We start from the raw sequence: 22,859 nt of genomic DNA on the forward strand, positions 1-22,859 counted from the left end.
CGGAGGAATGATGACCCCTACGAACGCCACCAGGGATCCCGGGCGGGCGCGCGAGCGACGGCATGCGGTCGTCGGCGGATCCGGAATGGGCGGCCTGACTGCAGCCTCCTATCAGCGCCACGTGCTCAGCAGCGCGACCGGCGCGGTCGCATGAAGCCCGCCGAGCTGAACCTGGAGACGCTCCGGCTCGAGCAGGAGGGACGGGTGCTGACGGCGTACTACTCGAGTCCGCCGCTGAACTTCGTGACCACCGCCTTCCTGGGGGATCTGGATCAGCTCACCCGGGCTGTCGACCGCGACTCCAGCGTCGGCGCGGTCGTGCTGGCCAGTGACGTCGAGGGGCGGTTCCTCACCCATGCCGATGCCGGTGAGCTCGGTGCCATGGCCGACCTGCCGCTCCCTGAGCTTCCCGCCGGGGCGGTTCTGCCGTTCTGGAAGCTGGTGAACCGCGCCATCGGCCTGCCCGGCGGCGCACCCGCCGCCCAGCGCGGGGGCCCGATGGGGATCGGCCTGCTGTGGGGGCACCGCTGGAAGAAGACCATCCTGCGGATGAATCGCTCCGGAGTCGTCTACCTTGCCGCGATCAGCGGACCCGCCCTGGGCGGCGGCCATGAGATCGCCCTGGCCTGCGACCTGCGGTACGCCGCCGACGACCCGCGGGTGGTGCTCGGCCAGATCGAGACCCTCGCCGGCATCATCCCCGGTGGCGGCGGCACCCAGCGCCTGCCCCGCCTGATCGGCACCGGTCGGGCGCTCGAGCTCATCCTCGAAGGAGCTCCGGTCGACGTCCACCGCGCCTATGAGCTGGGCCTGGTCCACCGGGTCGTCGCCACCGACGAGCTGTTGGAGGAGACCCAGGCCACGGCGGCGCGACTCGCGAACCGCTCGCCGTCCGCGGTGGCCGCAGCCAAACGCTGCGTGTACGGGGCCACCGACCGGCCCCTGAGAAGCGGGCTCGACCGCGAGCTGGCCGCCTTCCTGTCGACCGGTTCCAGCGCGTACTCCAAGCGAGCTTTCAAGGAGTTCGCGACTGACTTCCAGGCACTCGCCGACACCCCGTTCGTGGCGGACCCTGCGCCGTGGGTCGACGGGACCCGGATCACCCAAGGAGACGACTGACCATGCCCACCGCCCGCGCCGCCATCACGGCGATGACCACCGGTCAGCGGTTCACCGCGCCCGAGGCACTTGACGCGGGCGTGGTCGACCACGCTGCCGGCGAGTCCGACCTGTTCGCACCCAGCGCGACCAGATGACCCGTTCCCAGAAGGCGAGCACGAAAGGCAAGCCCATGAGCCACGAACAACCCGATCAGCTTCCGACGGACCAGGACTGGCGCAAGACCGCCTGCATCCTGTGCGAGTGCAACTGCGGACTCGAGATCAAGGTCGAAGGGCGCCGGCTCGCCAAGATCCGCGGCGACAAGCAGCATCCTGCCTCGGCCGGTTATACCTGTGAGAAGCCGTTGCGGCTCGACCACTACCAGAACGGCCGCGACCGGATCACCTCCCCGCTGCGCCGCGCCGAGGACGGCAGCTACGAGGAGGTCGACTGGGACACCGCCATCAACGAGATCGCAGTCCGGCTGCAAGCGATCAGGAACGAACACGGCGGCGAAACGATCTTCTTCTATGCCGGGGGCGGTCAGGGCAACCACGTCCCGGGCGCCTACGGACAGTCGCTTCGCGCCGCCTTGGGATCGCGCTACTACTCCAACGCGCTGGCGCAGGAGAAGACCGGTGAGATGTGGGTCGACGGGCGGCTCTACGGCGGCCACACCAAAGGCGATTTCGAGCACTCCGAGGTCGTGCTGTTCCTGGGGAAGAATCCCTGGCAGTCCCACAGCTTCCCGCGCAGCCGCCCGGTGTTGAAGGAGATCGCCGCCGACCCGAACCGCGCGATGATCGTGATCGACCCGCGCCGCACCGAGACCGCCGACCTGGCCGAGTTCCACCTTCAGGTACGTCCCGGCACCGACGCTTGGTGCCTGGCCGCGATGCTCGGCGTCCTCGTCCAAGAAGACCTCATCGACCACGAGTTCGTTACGGAACACACGGCGGGCGCCGATGAGGTCCTTCCCCTGTTGTCGCGGGTGCCCGTGCGCGAGTACGCCGATCGTTGTGGCGTCTCGGAGGACCTGATCCGCGCGGCGACCCGCCGGTTCGCGGCGGCAGCAAGTGCCACGACGTACGAGGACCTGGGCATCCAGCAAGCTCCCAACAGCACCTTGGTGTCCTACCTGAACAAGCTGCTGTGGATTCTCACCGGCAACTTCGGGCGCCCCGGCACCATGTATCTGCACTCGTCGCTGGTGTCGATCGCGGGCGGCGGCTCAGGATCAGGTACGCGACCGACGCCTTCGCGAGCAAGACGTGCAGCCGCCCTGGCTGGAGCCAAGCTGACCACCGTGGCCGCCCAGACAGTGGCCCACGGTGTGCCTCTTGCCGGCCGGTCACCAGTGCCCGACGGCGTCCTGAACGCTCTGGCGCGCACCGCCGTGGACCGGATGGCGCCGATGCTGAGCGGTTCGCTGGCGACCGGTGTCGGGAGCAAGGGCGCCCGGACCACTCCGGTGACGGGCGCACCCGTCATCGGCGGGCTCATCCCCTGCAACTCGATCGCCGATGAGATCCTCACCGACCATCCGGACCGCTTCCGGGCCATGTGGATCGACAGTTCCAACCCTGCGCACTCGCTGCCGGACTCCGGCCGCATGGCCGAGGCCTTGCGAGCCCTGGACCTCGTGGTCGTTGTCGACGTCGCCTTTACCGAAACAGCGCGCCTGGCCGACTACGTCCTGCCCGCTGCGACGCAGTACGAGAAGTGGGAGGCGACGTTCTTCAACTTCGAGTTCCCGCACAACGTCTTCCAGCTACGGGCACCACTGCTGGACCCGCTGCCGGGCACCCTCCCTGAATCCGAGATCTACTCCCGCGTGCTCCGCGCGCTCGGGGCGGTCAACCCCGACGTCCTGGCGCGACTCAGGATCGCCGCAGGGACCGGCCGCGACGCCTTCGCGCTGGCGTTCTTCGCCGCGGCGGCCGCGGACCCGTCGCTGCTGGGCCAGGCGGCCTACGTGCTCCACGAGACGCTGGGCACCACGCTGCCCGACGACGCGAGGACCGCAGCATTCCTCTGGGGCGCGGCCCACATGTGCGCCCTGGCCAACCCCGACGCCGTGGCCCGCGCGGGCTACGACGGCCCAGGTCTGCGTCCGGGTGAGAAGCTCTTCGACGCCATCCTCGCCGAGCGCAGCGGCGTCACCTTCACCGTCGACACCTGGGACGATGTCTGGCAGTACGTCCGCGGCAAGGACCGCCGCTTCACGGTGGCAATCCCCTCGTTGCTCGAGAGCCTGGGCGACCTGGACGAGGCACCCTCGTCGTGGACCACCGAGGAGTTCCCCTTCGTCCTGGCCGCCGGAGAACGACGCGCCTTCACCGCCAACACCATCATCCGCGACCCGGACTGGAGACGCCGCGACCGCAACGGCGCCCTGCGGATCAGCCCCGCCGATGCTCAGCAACTGGGCGTGGAAACCGGCGGCCGGGTGCGCATCGTCACCGAGACCGGCGCCGCAGAGACCGAAGTAGAAGTCACCGACACCCTCCAGCCCGGCCACATCACGCTTCCCAACGGCATGGGTGTCGACGACCCCACGAACGAAGCCGGGAACTCCCCGACGCGAGTCGGCGTCGCGCTCAACACTTTGACCGGCACACGGCACCGCGACCCCATCGCGGGGACACCGTGGCACAAGTACGTCCCGGCACGCCTGGAACCCCTACCGTGACCACCGCGACCGACGCTGCAGCGACGATGCGCGGCAGGACGGTCCTCGACGCGGCGGTCCGCACGTCGAAGACCTCCGGGCCACCGCCACAGTCGCGGACGTCCACGACCTGTTCCAAGACGACCACGTCCACGCCGCGCTGATCGTCGACGCCAACGGACGACTCATGTCTGTCATCGAGCGCACCGACCTCGGTACCCCTTGCCGCGCGGCAGCTCCCGCCCGGCGCCTCGGGCGTTGGGGACGGCCTGGTCGAGCTGTGCAGCCGTGAGCCCGGTGCCGCCCTGCAGGTGCACCGACAAGGTGTGCGCCTGTCGGCGCGTCAGCAGCACGGGTGAGACCGGCGCCGTCGGCTCCAGACCGTGCTTGATCCTCATGGTCGCCTGGCGATCAGTGCGAAGCCGATCGAGGCGACGATCAGTCCCGGCGGGTACGGCGGCCACAGTGACAGCACCGCCGCGAGGCCGAGGGCGACCGCGGCCGGTCGGGAGATCGATCGTTGCCGCCAGCCGGCGATCGCGAGGCCGAGGAGCGCTGGGAAGCAGAGCAGGGACTTCACGGCCATGCCCCAGAGGACCCAGGGGGAGTTGAAGAAGAGATCGTCGAAGTGCGCGTTCGTGGTGCCCTTCGCCGCGGCGACGACGAACGTGGAAAGGGCCCACGCCGTGGCTCCGGCGAACCAGACGCCGGCTGCGGCGGCGAGCACGGCCCAGCGGGGAAGCGTGGTGCGCCATCGCAGCAGCCCCATGCCTAGTAGCAGGCACCCGATCGTGGTGAGGGCGGCGCTGCCGATGCCGACGGGGTGGAGCGAGCCTCGACGAAGGTGGCGGTCATGTCGGTGCTCCTTCGGCCCACGGTTCAGGTGGTGCTGGAACGGGTCGTCCATAGCCGGGGCGGGCGGACTGGTCGATGCCGTGCCGTGTCTGGGTGTAGAGGTGCAGTTCGATGCCGTTCGGGTCGTCGAGAACGACGATCCAGCCGATGCTGGCCTCGATGACGCGTGAGTGCCGGATGCCGAGCTCGTCCAGCCGCGTCGCCCACTCCTCCAACGCGGGGCGGTCGGCGACAGCGAAGTTCACCAGGTTGAAGCCGGCGACTCCCGCGGCGTGGGTGGGGCTCTCACGCAGCCCCAGCCAGGTTCCGGGCACGCCGACCAGGTGTCCAGTGATGCCGCGCACGACTCCGTCGGCATCGGGAAACTCCAGCTCGACGGTGAAGCCGAAGACGCGCTCGTACCAGTCTCTGCTCTCGACCAGGTCGCGTACTGGCAGCTTGACGGCGTAGATGCCCTGGAGGTCGTTCGGCATGGCTTCTCCCGAAAGATTCGCCGCAGTGATACTGCGGTCATTTCTGGTAGCATGCGCTGCATGGGTGACGCCGTCAAGAGGTCCTATCGGTCGCCGGCGCGAGCGGCCGCCGCGGCCGAGACGCGCGCAGCGATCCGGGCGGCCGGGGCCGAGCTCTTCCTCGAGGAGGGCTTCAGCCGCACGACCATGAAGGCGGTGGCCGCGCGGGCTGGGGTCGGCGAGCGCACGCTGTACGACGCCTTCGCCACCAAGAACCGACTCTTCGAGCACATCGTGTCCGTGGCAATCGCCGGCGACGAGGAGCCGATTGCCGTCGCCGACCGCCCCGAGTTCCTGGCGGCGCTGGCGCAGCAGGACGGGCGGCGGGCCGTCAGCCAGTACGCCACCTACTCGGCGGCGATCCTCGAGCGAGCCGCGCCGCTCATCACGGTCGCCATCGAGTCGGCCGGCGCCGATCCGGCGTTGCGGAAGTTCTCTGACGCGGGCGCGGCCGCGACGCGGGCCAACACCCTGGCGTTCGTGGAGGCGCTCGCCCGGCACAGGCACGTCGACGGAAAGCCCGCCGAGCGGGCGATGGCCGCCTACGCGCTCCTCGTACCCCTTGTCCACCAGCACCTGCGCAGGGACGTCGGCTGGTCCGCGCGCCGCTATCGCGCCTGGCTGGAGGAATCGCTGGTCAGGGTCCTGCTGTGAGGTCGTGACGGCGCCTGGTCGAAGGCGCCGAGCGTGAGACGTGACGGCCCTCGAACTCGCCTGCGCCAATGACACCTTCGCTGAGCGGGAGGACGGAGGCTGCTCCGAGTCCCCGCCACGTAGGAGCGTCCTCCGGCGTGGCTTCGCAATAGCCGAACGGCCTGTCTAACGCGACGCGGCCGAGTCGTCGCATCGGTGACTGGTCAGGTTTTCCCGAGTTCACGTCGGCCGCGCGCCAGCTCGGTGCCGAGGGCGTCGAGCCGCTGCTCCCAGAATGTGCGGAACTGCGCCAGCCAGGCGTCGACGTCGGCTAGGGGAGCGGACTCGATTGCGTAGATCCGCCGGGTGCCCTCGGCCCGCACGTTCGCAAAGCCGTTGTCCCGCAGTACCTTGAGCTGCATCGACACCGCCGGCTGGCTGATGCCGAACTCGGTGGAGATCACCTCGACGACCGCGCCGGACGTGTGCTCTCCGGTGGCCAGCAGCTCGAGGATGCGGCGGCGCACCGGGTCGCCGAGCACGTCGAATGCGTGCACGTCAGCCCTCGGGCGGAGCCGTGTACGCCGCGGTGCACCGTGCCGCGGCGGCACGGGCCTGCTCGGGGTCCTCGCCGGCGGCGATGCTCGCCTCGCCCCACGCGATGCTGCTGCCGGTCATGAATGCGATGCCGTCCGGACTGCCCATCCATGCCGCTACCGCTACCGGGTCGGCGCCATTGCCGGCGGCCAGATGGGCGGCGAGGCCCATGAGAGCCATCTCCCAGCCGATCCCGACCGCGCCCGGCCCGAACTCCGCCCACTTCGCGGGGTCGACGGGCGCCAGGTGCACGAGCTCGAGCCGGGTCTGATCGCCTAGGGAGGTCAGGCGAACGTCCACCCAGCTGACCTCGTCGGCGTACTCCCAGGTGATCGCGAGGTGCTGCGGGGGCTCGCACTCGAGGACCTCGCCACTGGCGTTGCCCTCGAGCCGGTAGCGGCCGCCCAGTCGCAGATCCCCGGACACGGGCAGGAACCATCGTGGGATCCGGTCGAGGGTGGTCAGCGCGTCCCACACCTCGTCGAGGTCGGCGGAGTAGGTGCGCGTGGCCGTGAGCCGCTTAACCTCGGCGCCGTCGCGTTCGGTGGTGTCGATGAGGCGGTGCACGGCGCGGAGGTGGTCGGCGGGCGTGGTGGTCATGAGGGGCTCCTCCCGGGGTGTCGATGGCACATCCTGCATATCAGGATCACATGATATAAACAACTGATGATACGTGCGCCGGTCACCGGCCGCGCGGCGGGCTTCAGATCGAAGTGGATCTCCCACGTGGAGTGGACATCCCCACATCTGGTCTAAAGCGGTGACCACTCCCTCGCCGAGCGCGGGGTACCTCGTACGACGACCTCGGGCAGCGGAGTAACCATCCACACCTACCGGCGCTCCGACACCGGATCCTCAGCGTTGTCGTGAAGCCACTGAACACGCATCACTCTCGACCCGTAACCCGTCGGACCTACTTTGACGAACCCCTCAGACGAGACCGATTCCTTGACTTTGCGTTCGACAGGTTTGACGTCGCGTTACGTCAACCCGGTCTACGGGACCCCGCGGAGGGCTGCTCCGTAGACGGATCCCTGACCGGACACCCGCCGGTCGTCGGGGAACCGCTGGGAACGCACGGACACGCCGACGAGCAAACGGCTCCTTGTGATAGCTCCCACCCCACCTGGGAGGCGTGCTCCCAAGCGCTTGCCGCAGTTGCTCCACGGTGGAAGGGTGCGACAGTGGCAGCCAGTGTGGAGGTCGAGCAATGTCCTATACGTACAAGTGCGCCGAGTTTCCAGGCATGGAGGGGTGTCCTGCCTCTCTAACAGTTGCCACGCAAGAAGAGCTTTGGCGGCATCTTGAACTGCATGGGAGCCTCGCCCACAGCGAGGACCCATCAGCCTGGTCCGACGACGACCGCCGACAGATCCAACTCATAATCGAGCGGAATTCGACTAGCGGGTCGCAACGTGACGAAGAAGCCCCGATGTAGGACGGGGGTGTCAACGCCGCGACTGTTGTTGCCGAGCCTTCACCATGAAAGCCCTCAACAAGTAGCCGCGGAGCGTGCGCGGTCTCTCGATCGAGATGGACGTCGACCCACCTCGTGGATGTCGTAAGGGGAATCAGCTGAGGGACGTCGTACGGGGTTCGAGAGCGATCCCCTTGCCCCCGCAAGGGGATCCCCATACGGCTTTGCAGGGACAGACGACGGACGAGGCACCGGCCAAAGGGCTTGCGCAAAACGACTTACGCTGATGAGCGGACGTCTTGCGCGCGAAGCAACTGGGCGCGAGCGCCTAACAGTTGACGGACGCCAGCACCTTGGCGAGTTCCACCGATCGACTCACCATCGGCCAGTGCCACGTCGGCAGCTCGATGTACGTCCAGTCGCCGTCGACCATGTGCGCGAACATCGGCGCGTAGGGCGCCATCTGCCGCACTTGCTCAAGGCTGAAGCTGCACAGCACGCCAGTCCTCGGCAGGCGCCCCCAGGCGCCGGCGAGCACGACCGGCTGGGTGGCGGTGCGCCAAGGCTGCGGCTGCGAGCCTTCGACCAGCGCGGCCACGGCATCGTCGTCGACCTCGGGCACCGCGGCAGCGAGCACGGCCCAGGGCGGCGGCGGGAGCTTCCAGCCCTCGCCGTGTGTCATGACCAGGTCCTGGTTGGCCGCTCGCGCGTCGGGTCCCTCGAAGTCGGCCTGCGCCATGCCGTCAGGCAGCGGACCCGCGTCGATGTAGACCAGACGGGCCACCCGCTCAGGCGCTCGGTCTGCCGCACCGGTCGTCACGAGGGCGCCGTAGCTGTGGCCGACGAGCACGACGTCGTGCAGGTCGTACTGCTCGAGCAGATGCACGACGTCGTCGATGTGGGTCGTCAGGTCGGTCTCCGGCGAGGCGAGGTGCGCGCGCTCGCCCATGCCGGAGAGGTCGACGGCGTGTACGACGTGGCCATGCTCGCTCAGCGAGTCTGCGACGGTGCGCCAGATCGAGGCGCCGAGCCAGAAGCCGGGGACGAGGACGTAGGTGGTGGTGTTCATGACCATGACGTTAGGGTGGTTTGTGGACAGATTCCGCCCGGTATTCAGGCGCAGTTCTTCCCGGCAGCCCCGGGCAGAGCCGTGACCCGCCCCACCGCACGCGTGCTGGCGATGCTGGAGCTGCTTCAGGCGGGCGGGCAGCGCACCGTCGGCGAGCTCGCGGCGCGGCTCGGGGTCGACGAGCGGACCGTCCGGCGCTACGCCGAGCATCTTGCCGACCTCGGGATCCCAGTCCAGGCGCAGCGGGGCAGGTACGGCGGCTACCGGATCTCACCGGGCTACAAGCTGCCGCCGCTGATGCTCACCGACGACGAGGCCGTCGCCGTCGTCCTGGGCCTGCGGGCCGCGGAACGCGCGGGGCTCGCCACCACCGACCATGCGGCGACGGCGAGCGCGCTGGCCAAGGTGTCGCGTGTGCTGCCGCGGGCCCTGGGCCAACGGCTCGACAGCCTGCTGTCGACCGCGCACTTCACGACCCCGGCGCGCGCCGGCGCTCCCGCCGACGCCGACACGCTGCTCGATCTCGCCTGGGCAGCGCAGGCGCGGCGCACCGTCGTGATCGCCTACACCGCCTGGGACGGACGCGAGTCGCAGCGTGAGCTCGACGTCTACGGGCTGGTCTTCCACTCCGGCCGGTGGTACGCCACCGGACACGATCACGGCCGTCATGACGTGCGGACATTCCGTTTGGACCGCATCGCCTCAATCAGGCAGGGCGACGGCTCCTACGTCGTGCCCGCTGGCTTCGACGCGACGACACAGGTCGTGTCCGGCATCGCGGCGGTTGGGTGGTCGCACGAGGTCGCCGTCGTGCTGCGGACCACCCTCGCGAAAGCGGGCGAGCGACTGCCCCCGAGCGTGGGACGGCTGACCGAGCACCCTGACGGCGTGCTCCTCGAGACGCGCGTCGAGCACCTCGACGGCATGGCCTGCATGCTGGCCGGTCTCGGCTGGGACTTCGAGGTGATCACCCCCAACGCCCTGCGCGACGAGGTCCTCGCCCTGTCCGACCGCCTCCGAGTCAGCGCGGTGCGCGGCGCCGTCGCCGGCACCGCGGCTGGTCCGCGGAGTCCATGAGCGACACCACCCGGCCACACCTCCAGCTCATCACTGCGACGACCCGTCCGGAGATCAAGCATGTGCGGACGTCCCGTTGCCGACACCAGTAAGACGGACCCCTCCCGGGCTCCCCGGCGGTCCCCGCGCGCCTCATCGGGCCGGCATCCGGCGAGGTCCCACGAGGGAACCACCGACGGTGACGCCGCAGGCCCGCGCTCTCGTCGGTGCTCAAGCGTCCCGGATACCCCGTCCGGAGAGATACTCACTGACGGCTCCCTATCCGGAACGCAACACACTTCCACCCGCGGCCGGCCTGCTGAACCTGAAGGCCCGCAACGGGTCACAGACGTTGCGTATGCCTAGGTTCGTCGCAGAACCGTCAATATTCGCGGGAACTTCTAACGAGCTCCTGTCATCCGTCCGGTGGTGTCGAAAAGTTCGAGCTCGGCGGGATGCATCTGGTGCTGTACGACGAATGACCGGTGCTTGATTCGCCACGGGCCCTGGCCGGTCCCGAGTGTGGGGATGAGGGACTGTTCCGTGCCGGGGAGCCCGAGCGCGGCGGAAGTCGCGCTGAGCCGGCCGGACTCCTGGCGGTGAACGACCCGGGTCTCGGCGTTCGCCAGCAGGGAGGAGGTGAGCGCACGCATCGCGAAGCCTTGGTCGCCGACGTTGTCGAGGTTGGTTGGGAAGATCGGCATGTTGGTTCCCTCTGGGGAACCGAGCCTGCAGCATCTGAACTTGCGTCGGTCATCACAAAGTCCGTCCCGTACACGCAGAGCACTTTTCGATCCGAAAGAAGAGCCGCGCAAGACGGCCGCCTTCGCTAGGCTGCAAACGGCCTCCTTCGATGGTGGAGCGGCGTGGTGGAGGCGAGGGGGACGCAAGTGCCAGATGAGCAAGTGCCCCCGGATGAGTCCCATGCAATCGTGGGGGCCGCAGACGCCGCCGCGAGTGCCGCGTTAGACACGGCGGCGGTGGCGAGGCGGATCGAGGACCTCACCGTCGCGGCCCAGGAAGCCGCGTCCGGTGCCGATGGGGTCGCGTCCCAAGCCCGTTACGCGACAGCGGCGACGGTGGCTGCGGCAGCCTCGGCAGCCGCCCAGGTCGCCGCTGAGACGGCCGCCGCAGTCCAGACCAAGGCGGAGGTTCAGGCGTCGAACGTCGCAGCTGCAGCCGTGGCGGCGCTGGAGAGTATCGCTGTGGACCTGCCGCAGGACGTCGATCCGGCCTGGGCACGGCGGGCGGCGTCAACAGTGGCATTCACTGTGGCGGCAGAGGTGATCGCGCAGGCCCAGTTGGCCGATGACGCCGCGACCACGGTCTCCGACGCCGTGGCGCTGGCAGCCGAGGGTGCGGCCCTCGCAGCTCTCGCTGCCGCCTCGATCGTCGGTGGGGCCGCGCACACCGCGGGGGAGGTCGCACGCGAGGTGGCGAACTCCAGCAGGGAGGCCAGAACCGCCTCGACCGCGGCCGTTGAGTCGACCGCGCGCGTCGCGGACCTCGCCATGAGGCGGGCCACACTCCTGCACCGGGCGCCGCTGGCCATCGAACTCGGTGAAGCCCTCGAACAGGGGCAGCTGCGGCTGCATTACCAGCCTGTCTACAGCATGGAGACCGGTGCACTGGTCGCCGTAGAGGCGCTGCTGCGGTGGCAGCACCCGACGCGCGGAATGCTTCCACCGGCGGAGTTCCTCGACGTCGCCGAAGGACCCCAGCTGATCACACCCATCGGCGACTGGGTCCTGGAGACAGCCGCGGACCAGAGTGCCCGATGGCAACGGGACCTGGGCGAGCGGGCACCGCGGATGTGGGTGAACGTCTCCTGTGAACAGTTCGGACGGCACCATCTGGTTGGCCTCTTCAAGCAACTGCTCGAGGAACACCAACTTCGGCCGGGGAGTCTCGGAATCGAGGTGACCGAGCGCCAGTTGGCACGCCGCATGGACGACGTGGAGTCCGACCTCAACGACCTCCGCGACCTTCAGGTGCCCACGGCCGTCGACGACTTCGGCACCGGCTACGCATCCCTGGACTACCTGCGCCGCTTCACCTTCGACGAGATCAAGATCGACCGGTCCTTCGTCGCGGGTCTTCCAGCCCCGGTCAACACCGCCATCATCTCTTCGATCATCGCACTGGGCACCTCCCTGGGAATGAGCGTCGTGGCAGAAGGTGTGGAGACGCCTCACCAGTACGACCTCCTCAAAGCGCTGGGCTGCGGATTCAGCCAGGGCTACCTCTTCCACCGGCCCGCTCCCGCAGACGCGCTCAGCGCACTCCTCCGCGGGTAACACGTAGGACCCGCACCAGAAATCCTCGCTCTGGGCGGTGAGTGCGGTGCCAGGTTCACAAGACGATGGCCAAAGGCGTCAAGACGTTCGGCCTTGCGTCCGCAGGGTGCTGCGCTAGCACCTGACTCGAGAACGGAGGGCTCCCGCCGGCTACAGAAGCGCGAGAGCTGCCGATAATCATCGGGCGCGTGTGTTGTTGAGGCCTCGGACGACCCGGCTCCGGAGGTTGGCGATGATGCTTGGATCCACCCGACGCCTGGCGGCGTTCGTTGCAGTTCTCACCGCCGGCACTGGCGCGCAGGTGCAACCGGGATCCGGCGGGGCGAGCCCAGAGCTGCCAGCGATCACCGCGACGTCGGTGCCGACGGACGAGGCCGGGAACGGCAAAGGTGATCGTGGCCTTCGGCGACGGTGTGATTCCGTCCTTCACGCTCGGCGCGCTGCGGGATCTGGGCGTCGAGCGGGCGATCGAGCTGCCGACCATCGGAGCCGTGGCCGTGAGGGCCGACCTTTCCTGTCGTCGACTTGCTCGGGACCGTGCCGGGCGTCGTCGCGGTGGAGCCGCAGCGCCAGCTGGTGGGCCATGTCTACGCCTCGAAGAAGCCGTCAGTTCGTGGAACTCGCGCTGGCCGTGCCGGGGAAGGAGCGACGGGTGCCCGCAGTCCGCCCCTGAGGCAGGTTCCGGGCGTCGAGAGCGCACCCTGGAGGAGAGTGCCACCCGGCCTAGGCCGAGCCGCCGCCCCCGCGATCCTCAGCGTTCCTAGGCGCACCGGTGCCTCACGTCCTGCCGTGTCCGAATCCTGCCAGCACCGCATCTGGCCAGCGATCAGACTTGCGGCATGCATCGCGTCGTACCGCTCAAAGTCCACTACTACGGAACCCCGGTCGTGCTGGTCTCTTCCACCAACCCGGACGGCACCACCAACCTCGCGCCGATGTCCTCGGCCTGGTGGCTGGGGCAGAACGCGATGCTCGGCCTGGATGCATCGTCACGTACTACGCAGAACCTGCTGCGCACCGGCGAGGCCGTCCTCAACCTCGCCCCGGCGGACCTGGTCGGCCACGTCGACCGGCTGGCGCTGCTCACTGGCTCGCCGGACCTGTCGCGGCACAAGCGGGAGACCGGCTACCGCTACGAGCCCCGCAAGTTCAAGGTCGCCGGCCTGACCCCCGAGTCGTCGGACCTGATCGCCCCTGACCGGGTGGCGGAGTGCCTGATCCAGCTCGAGTGCCGGGTGTCCGGCCGTTATCCGATCGAGAACGACTCGTCGAGCGCACACGCGATTCACGTCCAAGTTTTGCGCGCCCACGTTGCCGACGCCGTACGGCTGCCGGGCACCGACCACATCGACCCGCAGGCCTGGAACCCGCTGGTCATGAAGTTCTGTGACTTCTTCGGCGACGGTCAGCCGCTGACCCCTTCACGGCTGGCGGCCGGGTGGCGGATGCCGGGCCGCCTTGAAGAGTCGACGATCGCGTGAGCCGGCTGTTCGCACCCTGGCCCGCGACCGCCTAGGCCAAGGAAAGGCAAGTGGTCTTCGGTCCGGCTCAAGCCCGCGGGCTGAACCGACGGGGGAGGGTCGACGACATGAGCGCCCAACGCGACCGGAGTCGGTGGCTGTCGCATAACCCCGGACACACCACCGTCCCGGATCGAGTGGGATCCGGGACGGTGGTGCGTGGAACACCCGGTCAGTTGCGGTCCGATGTCACGGCGGAGTCAGATCGCCCAGGTGCAATCCAAATCGGGTCAAGTCGGCGCACGGCTCAGGCGCCCAGCACCGGCTTGTTGCTGCGGATGACGCCCTTCGGGTCGCGCTCGCGTTTGATTGCCTGCAGCCTCGCCAGCCGCTCGGCGTCGTAGCCCGTCGCGTCGTCCTGGCCCTCGCCGATGAAGTTGGGCATCCGGTGCCTGCTGGCCAGGTGGCCGAGGGTCCCGTCGACTGCGGAGAAGGCGTGCGCGATCGCCTCGGCCAGCTCCGGCACGGCGGGGACGCCGAACGCGAACACCTGGAAGGGCTCTGCCACGGGACGGACGGCGCCTCCTGCGGTGCCGTCGTCGGCGAAGGCTCCGCCCAGGCCACGGATCTGGACGAACATCAGCGGGCACGTGCGCGGGTCAGTCACCGCATGGCAGAGGGCGTCGATGGCCTCGTCGTCGAGCCCGGTGAGAAGCATCGAGTGCTCGAGCCCCGGCATGGGTTCGGTCGGTTCCGCGGCCACCGCGTCCAGACCGCTGGGCGTGATGACCTGCATGAGATCCATCTCGACCGGCGCGGCGTCACGCAGCGACCACAGGAGGATCTCGGCCATCTGCCGAGATCCCAGGTAGGTCGCCGCCACGTTGACGAACGAGCGACCGCGGAGTGGCTCGGGGATGTCGGGGATCGGCGGGAAGTGCAGCACGTGCGCCCACATGGTCAGCTCGCGCGGCGCCACGAGGGCCAGGTCCCGGAAGGCCTTCAGCACCACTGGCGCGTGCTCGACGGGCCACAGCAGCTGGCCGCCGTACATCTCCGGCGCGCGGAAGAGTGCCAGCTCGAGCCGTACGACGATGCCGAAGTCGCCGCCGCCTCCGCGGAGCGCCCAGAAGAGATCGGGGTCGGAGGCGCGGGTGACGTGGACGAGCTCGCCGGACGGGTCGACCACGTCCAGAGAGACCACGCTGTTGGCGGTGAAGCCGTGCGCGCGGGTGAACCAGCTGACACCGCCGCCCAGGATCAGCCCGACGACGGTGGGATCGGAGTTGCTCCCCGCGAGCGCCATCAGGCCGGTGCCGTCGAGGGCGGCGCAGAGCTCGCCCCACTTGACACCGGCGCCCACAGTGACCGTGCCGCGCACGGGGTCCACCTCGATGCCCTGCAGCGCACGCGTGCGGAGCAGCAGGGTGCCGTCGAGCGTGGTGCGCGGGGCGTGGCCGCTCGGCTGCGCGCTGACCGAGGTGCCGTGCGCCGCGGCGAAGCGGACAGCCTCGACGACGTCGCCGGCGTGGGCCACCTCGAGGACGGCGGCGGGCTGTTGGTCGACGTTGACCATCCACGGGGTGCGGACGTCCTGGAAGTCGGCGTCGGCGGGCGTCACGAGGCGGCCCGAGACGAGGTGCCGCAGGGAGTCCCAGGCGGCCGCGGACGGGCCGGAGGGGAGAGGGGTCAGGGTGCTGGACATGGCGGGTCCTTCGTCGGGTTCGACCGATCCTGCTGATCGGGACGTGTTCCCAGACTCGGAGCCGCCGCTTACCGGGGCCTTGCCGTTCCCTTGCGATTTGTCCCTTGCGCTCGGCTCAGGCGGTCGGGGTCGAGCGCCGCAAGCCGCTGCCGGGCGATGCGCTCCCAGCGGAGGCAGCCCACGCGGGCGTTCGCGACGACCGCGCGCTCGAGCATGGCTCTGCCCTCGTCCAGCCGGCCCAGCGCCACCAGCCCGCTGCCGATGAAGCAGGCGACGCTGCCGAGCGACTGCACGCTTCCGTACGTCGCGACGGAGTCGGCGAACGGACGGAGAACCTCGACGGCTGCCGACAGACCCGGGTGCCCCGCGGCCGCCAGGACATCGACGGTGAGGCAGGCGGCGAAGAGGCCGGCGTAGTCCCCACCCACCTCTGTGGGGGTGCCGAGGATCCGGACGCCGGCGTCGACCTCGCCGGCCAGGCAGAGCGCGCTCGCCACCGCTGCGCGGAAGGCCAGGAATGGGTGATTGATCGCCGAGGCCACGACGTCGGGCGGAACCGGCGCTCCGTGCGGAGCGCTGACGATCGTGTAGAGCCCGGTCAGCTCGGTCAGTGCCACCACGGTGGTGCGCCGGTGCAGGGCGAGAGTCTCGCGACCGATGCGGACGGCATCAGGATCCTCCGCCTCCACCGCGCGCATCCATCGCCACCAGCCCAGCGGCACGTCCGAGCCGGTGTGCCCGAGCCGGGCAGCCAGGTCCAGCACGGGGGCCATCTCGCTGTCGGCCTCGTCGACCCGACCCTGGAAGTGCAGCGCCGTAGCGAGCCGGAACCGCGCGGTCATCAGGTACTCGTCGGTGTCGGCCACCACCACGGACTCCCGCGCACAGACCTCGCGCTCCTCCGCCTTGAAGGGGGACCACAGGGCCAGCTCGCGCGCGACGAGGCAGTCACGCAGCACCTGCCGGTCACCGCTGGCGCGGGCCAGCTCGATCGAGCGCCGTCCGCACCGGTCCGCCTCCTCGTGGCGCGAGGCGACGGTGTGCTCCAGGCCGAGGTTCGCCAGGATGCGTGCCCGGAGGCCGGTGTCCTCGACGTGCTCGAGGCACAGCTCCAGCACCTCGACGGCACGGGGGTCGTCACTGCCGATCTCGCGCCAGTGCCACACGCCGGAGCTGCGGAAGCTGGTGGCCGCCTCGGCCATCCGGGTGTAGTCCTCACTCTCGCGCGCCAGCCCGATCGCCTCGTCGAGCGTCGCCAGCATGCCGTGCAGGTCGCCCAACCGTTGCCGTGCGGTCGACAACGACAGCAGGAGTGTGTGCCTCCGCGCCCGGTCGGGCTCCGGGATCTCCCGTTCGACCTCGATGGTGCGTGTCCAGAGGGCGAGAGCCTCGTCGAAGGCTCCCCGTGCCTCGGCTGCCAGGGCCGCGCGGCGGCCGAAGCCGACGGCGTCCTCGGCAAGCTCCGGGAGGTACGGCGCCGCGAGGGTGTGGTGGTGTGCAACCTCGCCGATCAGGTCGGGGTCGCGGGCCAACCGCTCCGCCAGGGCACGTCCCACCTGTGCGTGCCAGCGCGCCCGCCGCCCCAGCGGGAGGTCGCCGTACACGGTCTCTCGGGTGAGCGCGTGCACGAAGCGGAGCTGCCCGATGATGTCGGTCTCCTCCACGATCCGGGCGGCGACCGCCTCGTCGAGGTCGTCGAGGACCGCCTCCCCGAGCGCTGCTGTCAGCAGCCGCGTGTCGAACGTGCGCCCCACGACCGAGGCCAGCGACAGCGCGGTGCGGGTCGACTCGGCCAGCTGGAGGACTCGCATCCTCAGCACGTCGGCGACGCCGTCAGGCACCTCCAGGTGCTCGGCCGCCGCAGCGGTCGCCCGCCCGCTCGCGCCCAGCAGCCGGGCCATCTCCAGCACGAAGAAGGGGTTGCCGTCGGTCCGGCGGGTGAGGACCTCGACGAGAGCGGGATCCGGGTCGACCAGCACGTCCTCGAGCAGCGCGGTGACCGCCTCGTTGCTCAGCGGAGGCACGGGCACCCGGCGCGCCTCCAGCCGGGCGAGCCCGGCGAGCGCCTGGGCGAGCACCGGGTGGCGGCGCGGGTCGACGGTGCGCACGGTGGCCACGAAGAGCACGGGACGTCCGCGCAGCTCCTCAGCGGCATATGCCAGGAGCCGCAGCGAGGTGTGGTCGGCCCAGTGCAGGTCCTCCAGCAGCACGACCAGCGGTCGGCCCTGGATGCCGAGCAGACGGGAGACCGCGGCGAAGGTCCTCAGGGTGGTGGCCGCCGCGGCGCCCGCATCGGTCGCACTCGCGCCATGGATCCCGCCCTCGAGCAGGGCCCGCACCTCGGCCGGCACGGGATCCTCCGTGTCGGCGAGGTCACGCAGCACCGGGAGCCACGGCCAGTACGGCGGCGCCAGGTCGGCCTCGTGACACCGGCCGATCGCGACCCGAGCCCCGCGGCTCCCGGCCCGATGAGCCGCCTCGACGGCGAGCATGGTCTTGCCGATACCGGCGTCCCCGGTGATCAGCAGCAGTCCGCCGCGCTCCTCGTCGACCAGGTCGGTGAGCGCGGCGTCGATGACGGCCAGCGCCTCGCTGCGCCCGACGACCCCGGACACCCGGGCGCGGGTCGCGTCCGGGTCGCGCGTGGTGGGCGGCCGCGCGTCGAGGGCGGGGTCGTGGGCCAGCATCTGCGCCTCGAGTGTGCGCACCGAGGCGGACGGGTCGACGCCGAGCTCCTCGACCAGCGCCGTGCGCAACGTGCGCAACGTCTCGAGGGCATCGGCCTGGCGCTGGCTGCGGTAGAGGGCAAGCGCCAGCAACGACCACAACCGCTCTCGGAACGGGTGGTCGCCGACCACGCTCGCCAACAGGCGGTGCGCCTCCGCCGATCGGCCGAGGGCCAGGAACGCTGCGGCCCGGCTCTCCACCAGGGTCAGCCGGGCCTCCTCGAGGCGGACCGTCTCGGCTGCGAGCGTGGGCGCCTCCCCGAGACCGGCGAACGGCTTACCCCGCCAGAGGCTGAGCACGCCGGCCGTCGCGTCGAGGATCTCCGCCGGATCCAGGTCGGCGAGTCGCTCGGTCAGCTCGGCAACGGTGACGGCGTCCACGTCCGCGCCGAGGAGGGTGTAGCCCGCGGGGTCGCGGCGCAGCTCGGCATGCTCGCCGAAGACACGGCGGAGCCGGGAGACCGCGACCTGCAGCGAGTTGGTGGCGGCGGCGGGTGGCTCGTCGCCCCAGAGCTCATCGACCAGGCGGTCGTCGCCGACATGGCGCCCTGCGGCGGTGGCGAGCAGTGCGAGCAGCAACCGCTCGCGTCGCCCCCCGACGGTGCGCTCCTCGTTTCCGATCCGGAGACGGAGCGGCCCGAGCACGTCGATCGCGACGGTCATTGAGCTCTCCTCCCCGGGTGCACGCAGCATAGAGGGCGGCACGGCCGGCCGGAGGTGAGATTCCGGCGCAATGGACGGCAGCAGGCCGCAGCAAAGCGAAACGGCCGCCGAAGAGGTGGGTCACGTCTTCGCGCCCGACTTGAAGTCGCTCGCCGAGACAACGGCGGAGCCTGAGCAGCGGCTGTTGACGTGTTCGCCCAACGGGCGGCGGCACCCCCGGTACGCACAGGCACTTGACGGAAGCAGCCGACGAAGCGCCGGCCAGTCACTGATCGCTGAGCCTCGACATGATCACCATGAACTGCTTCTGTTGCGCCGGGGTCAGAGGATCGAGCAGGTCCTGCTGGACGCCGTCCACCACGCTGTCGAGCTCCGCCAGGACCGTCGATCCGGTCTTCGTGATCGACACGACCTTGCGGCGCCGATGGTCGGGGTCGACCTCGCGGTTGACCAGCTTGCGCGCTTCGAGCTCCGTGAGGGCCGCGGTGACGTCGCTGCGATCGATGCCGGTGTACCGGCCGAGGTCGGCCTGGCTCGCGGGGCCCCACTCCTCGAGTGCCGCGAGCAGTCGATAGTGGTAGCCACGGAGGCCGTCGCCGTGCGCGGCGAACCCAGACGCCAACAGCGCTGATGCTCGTGCCGCGGCTCGGCCCAACAGCCAGGTAGGGCGGTCCTTGAGTCGGCTCGGGGTGCGCTCCGGGCCAGTGTGCTCGCGCATGCCTCGAATGATAGGAGACTTGTGGGTACTGCCAACAATCGCTAAGTTGGTTGTGCCAACATTGGCACAGCCAACAAGGAGCAGAGATGCACCAACGGAATCACCGGGTACTCGTCGTCGGACGCAGCGCGCCCGTGCTGGTCGACGTGGTCGCGATGCTTCGTGACCGCGGTTACGGAGCGAACGCGAGCAATCAGTTCGACAGCCTGTTGGACGACTATGACGTGCGCGAGGTCGATCTCGTCATCTTCGGTGGCATGGTGCCGCCGGAGAAGAAGGAGGATCTGAGCGCGTCGATTCTGGAGCTCAATCCGCGGGCAGGTTTCCTTCAGGGCCTGGGTGGCATCGCTCCGTTGCTCGTGGCGCAGGTCGAGGAGTTCTTCGGGGGAGCGGCGCCCGGTGTCGAGTACGACGCCGCGACGCGGCTGGTCCGGGTGACTCTCGCCGAAGCCGCCCCCGTCCTGATCGAAGGCCTGTGGGCGGCGTTCGTTCCCGAGCCGGTCGCGCAGTCGGTTGTCACGTTCGACGCCATGCTCGAACCCGGCGTGCACGAGATCCCGATCCCGTCCGCCGTGCCGCTGGAGGGCTCGTACCTCGCCGTGCGCGTCGGCGAAGGCGTGTCCGCGCTCCGGATCGGCGAGCCGTCGCAGTCGGTCCAGCGGATCGTTGCCGCGCGAGCACTGCCCGCTCCCGCGCCCGTCACCACGCGGTTCCCATGGGACGGTGACGTCGGTGCACGGCCCGTCGCCGGCTAGTGGAATCCAGCAGGGTGGTACATGACGGCCCTGAGTCAGCGCGTGGCACAAGTGGATCTCGGCCAGCACCGGTGATCCTCTTGGCCGCTCGAGCTCAGCACCCGCCAGCTGCGGCTGTCAGTGACCTTGCCTGTGGGAACGCAGATCAAGGGCCACGTCGTGCAGCGAACCAGTGCTCCCTATGGCCCGGATTGCGACCCGTGAACCGGTGTGCCGACTGCACCCACGGAGCTCTCGGCTACTGAGCCTGAGGTGCGTTCGAGGAACAATCGGATGGTCCGCGCGAGGGCTTCAGGTTGGTCTTCAGGGATGAAGGTGCGCGAGTCCGGCATGAGTTCGAACTCGCCGTGCGGGATCAGCCGGGCGAGCTTCTTCCCATTCCTCCGGGCGAACCAGAGGTCGTTCTCGGCCCACACGACGAGTGCCGGTCGGGTGAAGCGGCAGAGTTTGCTGGCGGCCTTCAGCGTGTGGCGGGGTCCCGTGCCGGTGAAGAACTTGACCAGATCTCGCTGGATCGCGGGGTCCGCCAGGGGGTCGAGGTAGGAACGCAGGATCGCGGGGTCCGGCTTCTTCTTGATGATGGACCAGTAGAAGATCGTGTACACGGGCTTGAGCCGCCATGCCTGCGCGAGCCGCAGGCCCAGTCGCGGTCCCGCGCCGGGTATCCGCGAGATCAGGTGGAGCGGCTTGAGGTAGCGCGGGGGGAACTGCCGGAACGTGTCGCAGGAGGTGAGAACCAGCCGATCCACGCGCTCCGGGTACTCCGTCGCGACGATCTGCGAGATCGCGCCGCCGGAGTCGTTGGCCACCAGTGTGACGCGGTCCAGCCGGAGCGCGTCGAGGAAGTCGACGACCAGGCGGGCCATGCCCGGTGCGCTGAGGTCGGCGTCTGGCTTCATCGGCACGGCATGCGAGCCCTTCGGCCAGTCCGGTGCGATGCACCGGTGGGAGTCGGCGAGGTGCGGCACGACGTTGCGCCACAGGTCGCCGTTGGCAAGTCCGCCGTGAACGAAGACCAGTGGGCTGCCGGAACCCCGTTCCCGGTAGCGCACAGGTCCCTGGGGGAGCTCGATATGCACGGGAGTGCCGAGTGGGTGCGAGGTCATGAGGGCTCCTTGATGCGTTCGATGGGAGTGCGTCGAACCCCTGCGGCCGATCGACGAGGCTCGTCAACGTCTGTCTTGCAGTGATTGCAAAAGGTTGAATGACAGCCTAGCCTCTTCTGCAATCGCTGCAAGAGAGGGCCGGAGAGATGGCTGACGTCGTGGTGGTCGGAGCCGGACTGTCCGGCTTGGTGTGCGCGCGACGGCTCGACGAGGCAGGGCTCGACGTACTGGTCCTCGAGGCGCGGGACCGGGTCGGTGGCCGGACGCTCAACGAGCCGATCGGAGCTGGCCGCGTCGTCGAGATGGGCGGGCAGTGGGTGGGTCCGAATCATGCCGAGATCCTGCGGGTTGCGGCCGAGGTCGGGGTGGACACGTTCCCCACGCACATCGCCGGTCAGCACCTGTTTGCCCACGCCGGCAGGACCAGCAGGTACCGAGGTCACATCCCCTCGCGGATCCCGCTCGGTGTTCTCGACTTCCGGATCGCCCAGGCCCGGCTTGAGCGCATGGCGCGAGACATCGACCTGGTCGACCCGGCGAGCACGCCGCTGGCTCGCCGGCTCGACACCCTCACCGCTGAGACCTGGATGCGTCGCCACATGCACACGCAGTCAGGTCGCCGCCTGATGCGGCTGAGCATCAAGGCGGTGCTCGCCACCGAACCGAGCGAACTGTCCTTCCTGCATTGGCTGTTCTACATCGCTACCGGAGGTGGGCTCGACTCGCTGATCCGCACCGATGGCGGCTACCAACAGGATCGCTTCGTCGGCGGCTCCCAGGCCATCGCCCTGCGGCTCGCCGACGACCTCGGCGACCGGGTCCGACTGTCCTCGCCTGTACGCCGGATCGAGCACCGTTCCGATGGCGTTCGCGTCCATAGCGATGCGGCGTGTTTTGACGCCGCCGCGGTCGTCGTCGCCGTACCCCCGCACCTGCTCACGATGATCGAGTTCGAACCGGCGCTCCCGGCGGCGTGCAACCAGCTGTCGCATCGGATGCCCCCGGGCATGGTGACCAAGTTCGTCGCCGTGTACCCGGAGCCGTTCTGGCGGGCAGGAGGGCTCTCCGGACACGCCACGATGACGGACGGGCCGATCAGCATGACCTTCGACAACTCGCCCCCGGACGGCAGCCCCGGTGCGCTGGTCGCCTTCGCGCTGGGTGACGACGCCCGCGCGCTCGAGCGCCTCAGCGCGGAAGGGCGGCAGGAGGCGGTGCTCGACCGGCTCGTCGAGCTGTTCGGGCCTCGGGCCGCGGACTCGGTGCAGTTCCTCGAGCGCTGCTGGGGGCGCGAGCAGTGGACCCGTGGGTGCTACGCGGGCTTCTTCGGTCCGGGCGGCTGGACGTCGTTTGGCGGGACGCTGCGGCGACCCGACGGCCGGCTGTTCTGGGCGAGCGCGGAGACCGCCGTCCATGCGCACGGGTCGATGGACGGTGCGGTCTCCGCCGGGGAGCGTGCGGCGCAGGAGGCGTTGGCGGCCGTCGGCGTCGTTCCCCCCGTCGTCCGATGATCAGCCT

Annotated in this window: 20 protein-coding genes; 9 read left to right on the forward strand and 11 right to left on the reverse strand. The window is 69.7% G+C overall.

Features of this window, described 5'->3' with window-relative positions:
- Positions 1-150 precede the first annotated feature (150 nt).
- From E7Z54_RS04090 to E7Z54_RS04095, 3 genes are read left to right on the forward strand one after another with little or no spacing between them, the layout of a single operon-like run.
- Positions 151-1,119, forward strand: coding sequence for an enoyl-CoA hydratase/isomerase family protein (locus tag E7Z54_RS04090; RefSeq protein ID WP_136431735.1), 969 nt, complete (start codon positions 151-153; stop codon positions 1,117-1,119).
- Positions 1,120-1,121: 2 nt separating this feature from the next.
- Positions 1,122-1,256 (forward strand): hypothetical protein, encoded by a 135-nt coding sequence (locus E7Z54_RS24150; RefSeq protein ID WP_276606200.1) that lies wholly within the window; start codon positions 1,122-1,124, stop codon positions 1,254-1,256.
- A gap of 35 nt (positions 1,257-1,291) precedes the next feature.
- The gene (locus tag E7Z54_RS04095; protein WP_136431736.1) at positions 1,292-3,793 is read left to right on the forward strand and encodes a molybdopterin-dependent oxidoreductase; all 2,502 of its coding nucleotides are present in this window, start codon (positions 1,292-1,294) and stop codon (positions 3,791-3,793) included.
- Between the two features lie 173 nt (positions 3,794-3,966).
- Here the strand turns inward: E7Z54_RS04095 and E7Z54_RS04100 are convergent, their stop codons facing one another.
- The 3 genes from E7Z54_RS04100 to E7Z54_RS04110 all read right to left on the reverse strand — a co-directional run bounded on the left by E7Z54_RS04100 (position 3,967) and on the right by E7Z54_RS04110 (position 5,100).
- Positions 3,967-4,170, reverse strand: a complete 204-nt coding sequence (locus E7Z54_RS04100; protein WP_136431737.1) for a hypothetical protein — start codon at positions 4,168-4,170, stop codon at positions 3,967-3,969.
- Positions 4,167-4,541 (reverse strand): hypothetical protein, encoded by a 375-nt coding sequence (locus E7Z54_RS04105; RefSeq protein ID WP_136431738.1) that lies wholly within the window; start codon positions 4,539-4,541, stop codon positions 4,167-4,169. Before E7Z54_RS04105 ends, E7Z54_RS04100 begins: the two co-directional genes overlap by 4 nt.
- 82 nt (positions 4,542-4,623) lie before the next feature.
- A complete protein-coding gene (locus E7Z54_RS04110; RefSeq protein ID WP_136431739.1) occupies positions 4,624-5,100 on the reverse strand; it encodes a VOC family protein in 477 nt (158 codons plus the stop codon).
- 60 nt (positions 5,101-5,160) lie between these two features.
- On the opposite strand from E7Z54_RS04110, the gene E7Z54_RS04115 reads away from it, so the two are divergent.
- Complete coding sequence (locus tag E7Z54_RS04115; protein WP_168798154.1) at positions 5,161-5,793, forward strand: TetR/AcrR family transcriptional regulator; 633 nt, start codon at positions 5,161-5,163, stop codon at positions 5,791-5,793.
- Positions 5,794-5,996: 203 nt separating this feature from the next.
- On the opposite strand, the gene E7Z54_RS04120 is transcribed toward E7Z54_RS04115, so the two are convergent.
- From E7Z54_RS04120 to E7Z54_RS04135, 3 genes are all read right to left on the reverse strand, one after another.
- Positions 5,997-6,314, reverse strand: a complete 318-nt coding sequence (locus E7Z54_RS04120) for an ArsR/SmtB family transcription factor (RefSeq protein ID WP_240769507.1) — start codon at positions 6,312-6,314, stop codon at positions 5,997-5,999.
- 16 nt (positions 6,315-6,330) lie between these two features.
- Entirely contained in the window at positions 6,331-6,969 is a 639-nt protein-coding gene (locus E7Z54_RS04125) for an SRPBCC family protein (RefSeq protein WP_136431742.1), read from the reverse strand.
- A 1,145-nt stretch (positions 6,970-8,114) separates the two neighbouring features.
- Complete coding sequence (locus tag E7Z54_RS04135) at positions 8,115-8,855, reverse strand: alpha/beta fold hydrolase (protein ID WP_136431744.1); 741 nt, start codon at positions 8,853-8,855, stop codon at positions 8,115-8,117.
- 81 nt (positions 8,856-8,936) lie between these two features.
- Here E7Z54_RS04135 and E7Z54_RS04140 point away from each other — a divergent pair, with 81 nt between their 5' ends.
- Complete coding sequence (locus E7Z54_RS04140; protein ID WP_136431745.1) at positions 8,937-9,932, forward strand: helix-turn-helix transcriptional regulator; 996 nt, start codon at positions 8,937-8,939, stop codon at positions 9,930-9,932.
- A gap of 380 nt (positions 9,933-10,312) precedes the next feature.
- Here E7Z54_RS04140 and E7Z54_RS04145 read toward each other — a convergent pair whose 3' ends face one another.
- On the reverse strand, positions 10,313-10,615 hold the full coding sequence (locus E7Z54_RS04145) for a hypothetical protein (protein ID WP_206055993.1): 303 nt from the start codon (positions 10,613-10,615) through the stop codon (positions 10,313-10,315).
- Between the two features lie 228 nt (positions 10,616-10,843).
- Here E7Z54_RS04145 and E7Z54_RS04150 point away from each other — a divergent pair, with 228 nt between their 5' ends.
- Both E7Z54_RS04150 and E7Z54_RS04155 read left to right on the forward strand, forming a co-directional pair.
- Positions 10,844-12,208 carry a putative bifunctional diguanylate cyclase/phosphodiesterase gene (locus tag E7Z54_RS04150; protein WP_136431746.1) on the forward strand — a complete coding sequence of 455 codons (1,365 nt, stop codon included), beginning with the start codon at positions 10,844-10,846 and terminating at the stop codon, positions 12,206-12,208.
- A gap of 839 nt (positions 12,209-13,047) precedes the next feature.
- Positions 13,048-13,689 carry a flavin reductase family protein gene (locus E7Z54_RS04155; RefSeq protein WP_136431747.1) on the forward strand — a complete coding sequence of 214 codons (642 nt, stop codon included), beginning with the start codon at positions 13,048-13,050 and terminating at the stop codon, positions 13,687-13,689.
- Positions 13,690-13,975: 286 nt separating this feature from the next.
- Here the strand turns inward: E7Z54_RS04155 and E7Z54_RS04160 are convergent, their stop codons facing one another.
- The 3 genes from E7Z54_RS04160 to E7Z54_RS04170 all read right to left on the reverse strand — a co-directional run bounded on the left by E7Z54_RS04160 (position 13,976) and on the right by E7Z54_RS04170 (position 19,480).
- Positions 13,976-15,373 carry an FAD-binding oxidoreductase gene (locus tag E7Z54_RS04160; protein ID WP_136431748.1) on the reverse strand — a complete coding sequence of 466 codons (1,398 nt, stop codon included), beginning with the start codon at positions 15,371-15,373 and terminating at the stop codon, positions 13,976-13,978.
- A 68-nt stretch (positions 15,374-15,441) separates the two neighbouring features.
- Positions 15,442-18,762, reverse strand: a complete 3,321-nt coding sequence (locus E7Z54_RS04165) for an ATP-binding protein (protein WP_168798155.1) — start codon at positions 18,760-18,762, stop codon at positions 15,442-15,444.
- 265 nt (positions 18,763-19,027) lie between these two features.
- Entirely contained in the window at positions 19,028-19,480 is a 453-nt protein-coding gene (locus E7Z54_RS04170; protein ID WP_136431750.1) for a MarR family winged helix-turn-helix transcriptional regulator, read from the reverse strand.
- An 86-nt stretch (positions 19,481-19,566) separates the two neighbouring features.
- On the opposite strand from E7Z54_RS04170, the gene E7Z54_RS04175 reads away from it, so the two are divergent.
- Positions 19,567-20,235, forward strand: a complete 669-nt coding sequence (locus E7Z54_RS04175) for a hypothetical protein (RefSeq protein WP_136431751.1) — start codon at positions 19,567-19,569, stop codon at positions 20,233-20,235.
- Positions 20,236-20,414: 179 nt separating this feature from the next.
- Here the strand turns inward: E7Z54_RS04175 and E7Z54_RS04180 are convergent, their stop codons facing one another.
- On the reverse strand, positions 20,415-21,341 hold the full coding sequence (locus E7Z54_RS04180) for an alpha/beta fold hydrolase (protein ID WP_136431752.1): 927 nt from the start codon (positions 21,339-21,341) through the stop codon (positions 20,415-20,417).
- 146 nt (positions 21,342-21,487) lie between these two features.
- Here E7Z54_RS04180 and E7Z54_RS04185 point away from each other — a divergent pair, with 146 nt between their 5' ends.
- Positions 21,488-22,852, forward strand: coding sequence for a flavin monoamine oxidase family protein (locus E7Z54_RS04185; RefSeq protein WP_136431753.1), 1,365 nt, complete (start codon positions 21,488-21,490; stop codon positions 22,850-22,852).
- Positions 22,853-22,859 lie beyond the last annotated feature (7 nt).

This window comes from Nocardioides sp. (assembly GCF_004803405.1).
GTDB lineage: Bacteria > Actinomycetota > Actinomycetes > Propionibacteriales > Nocardioidaceae > Nocardioides > Nocardioides vastitatis.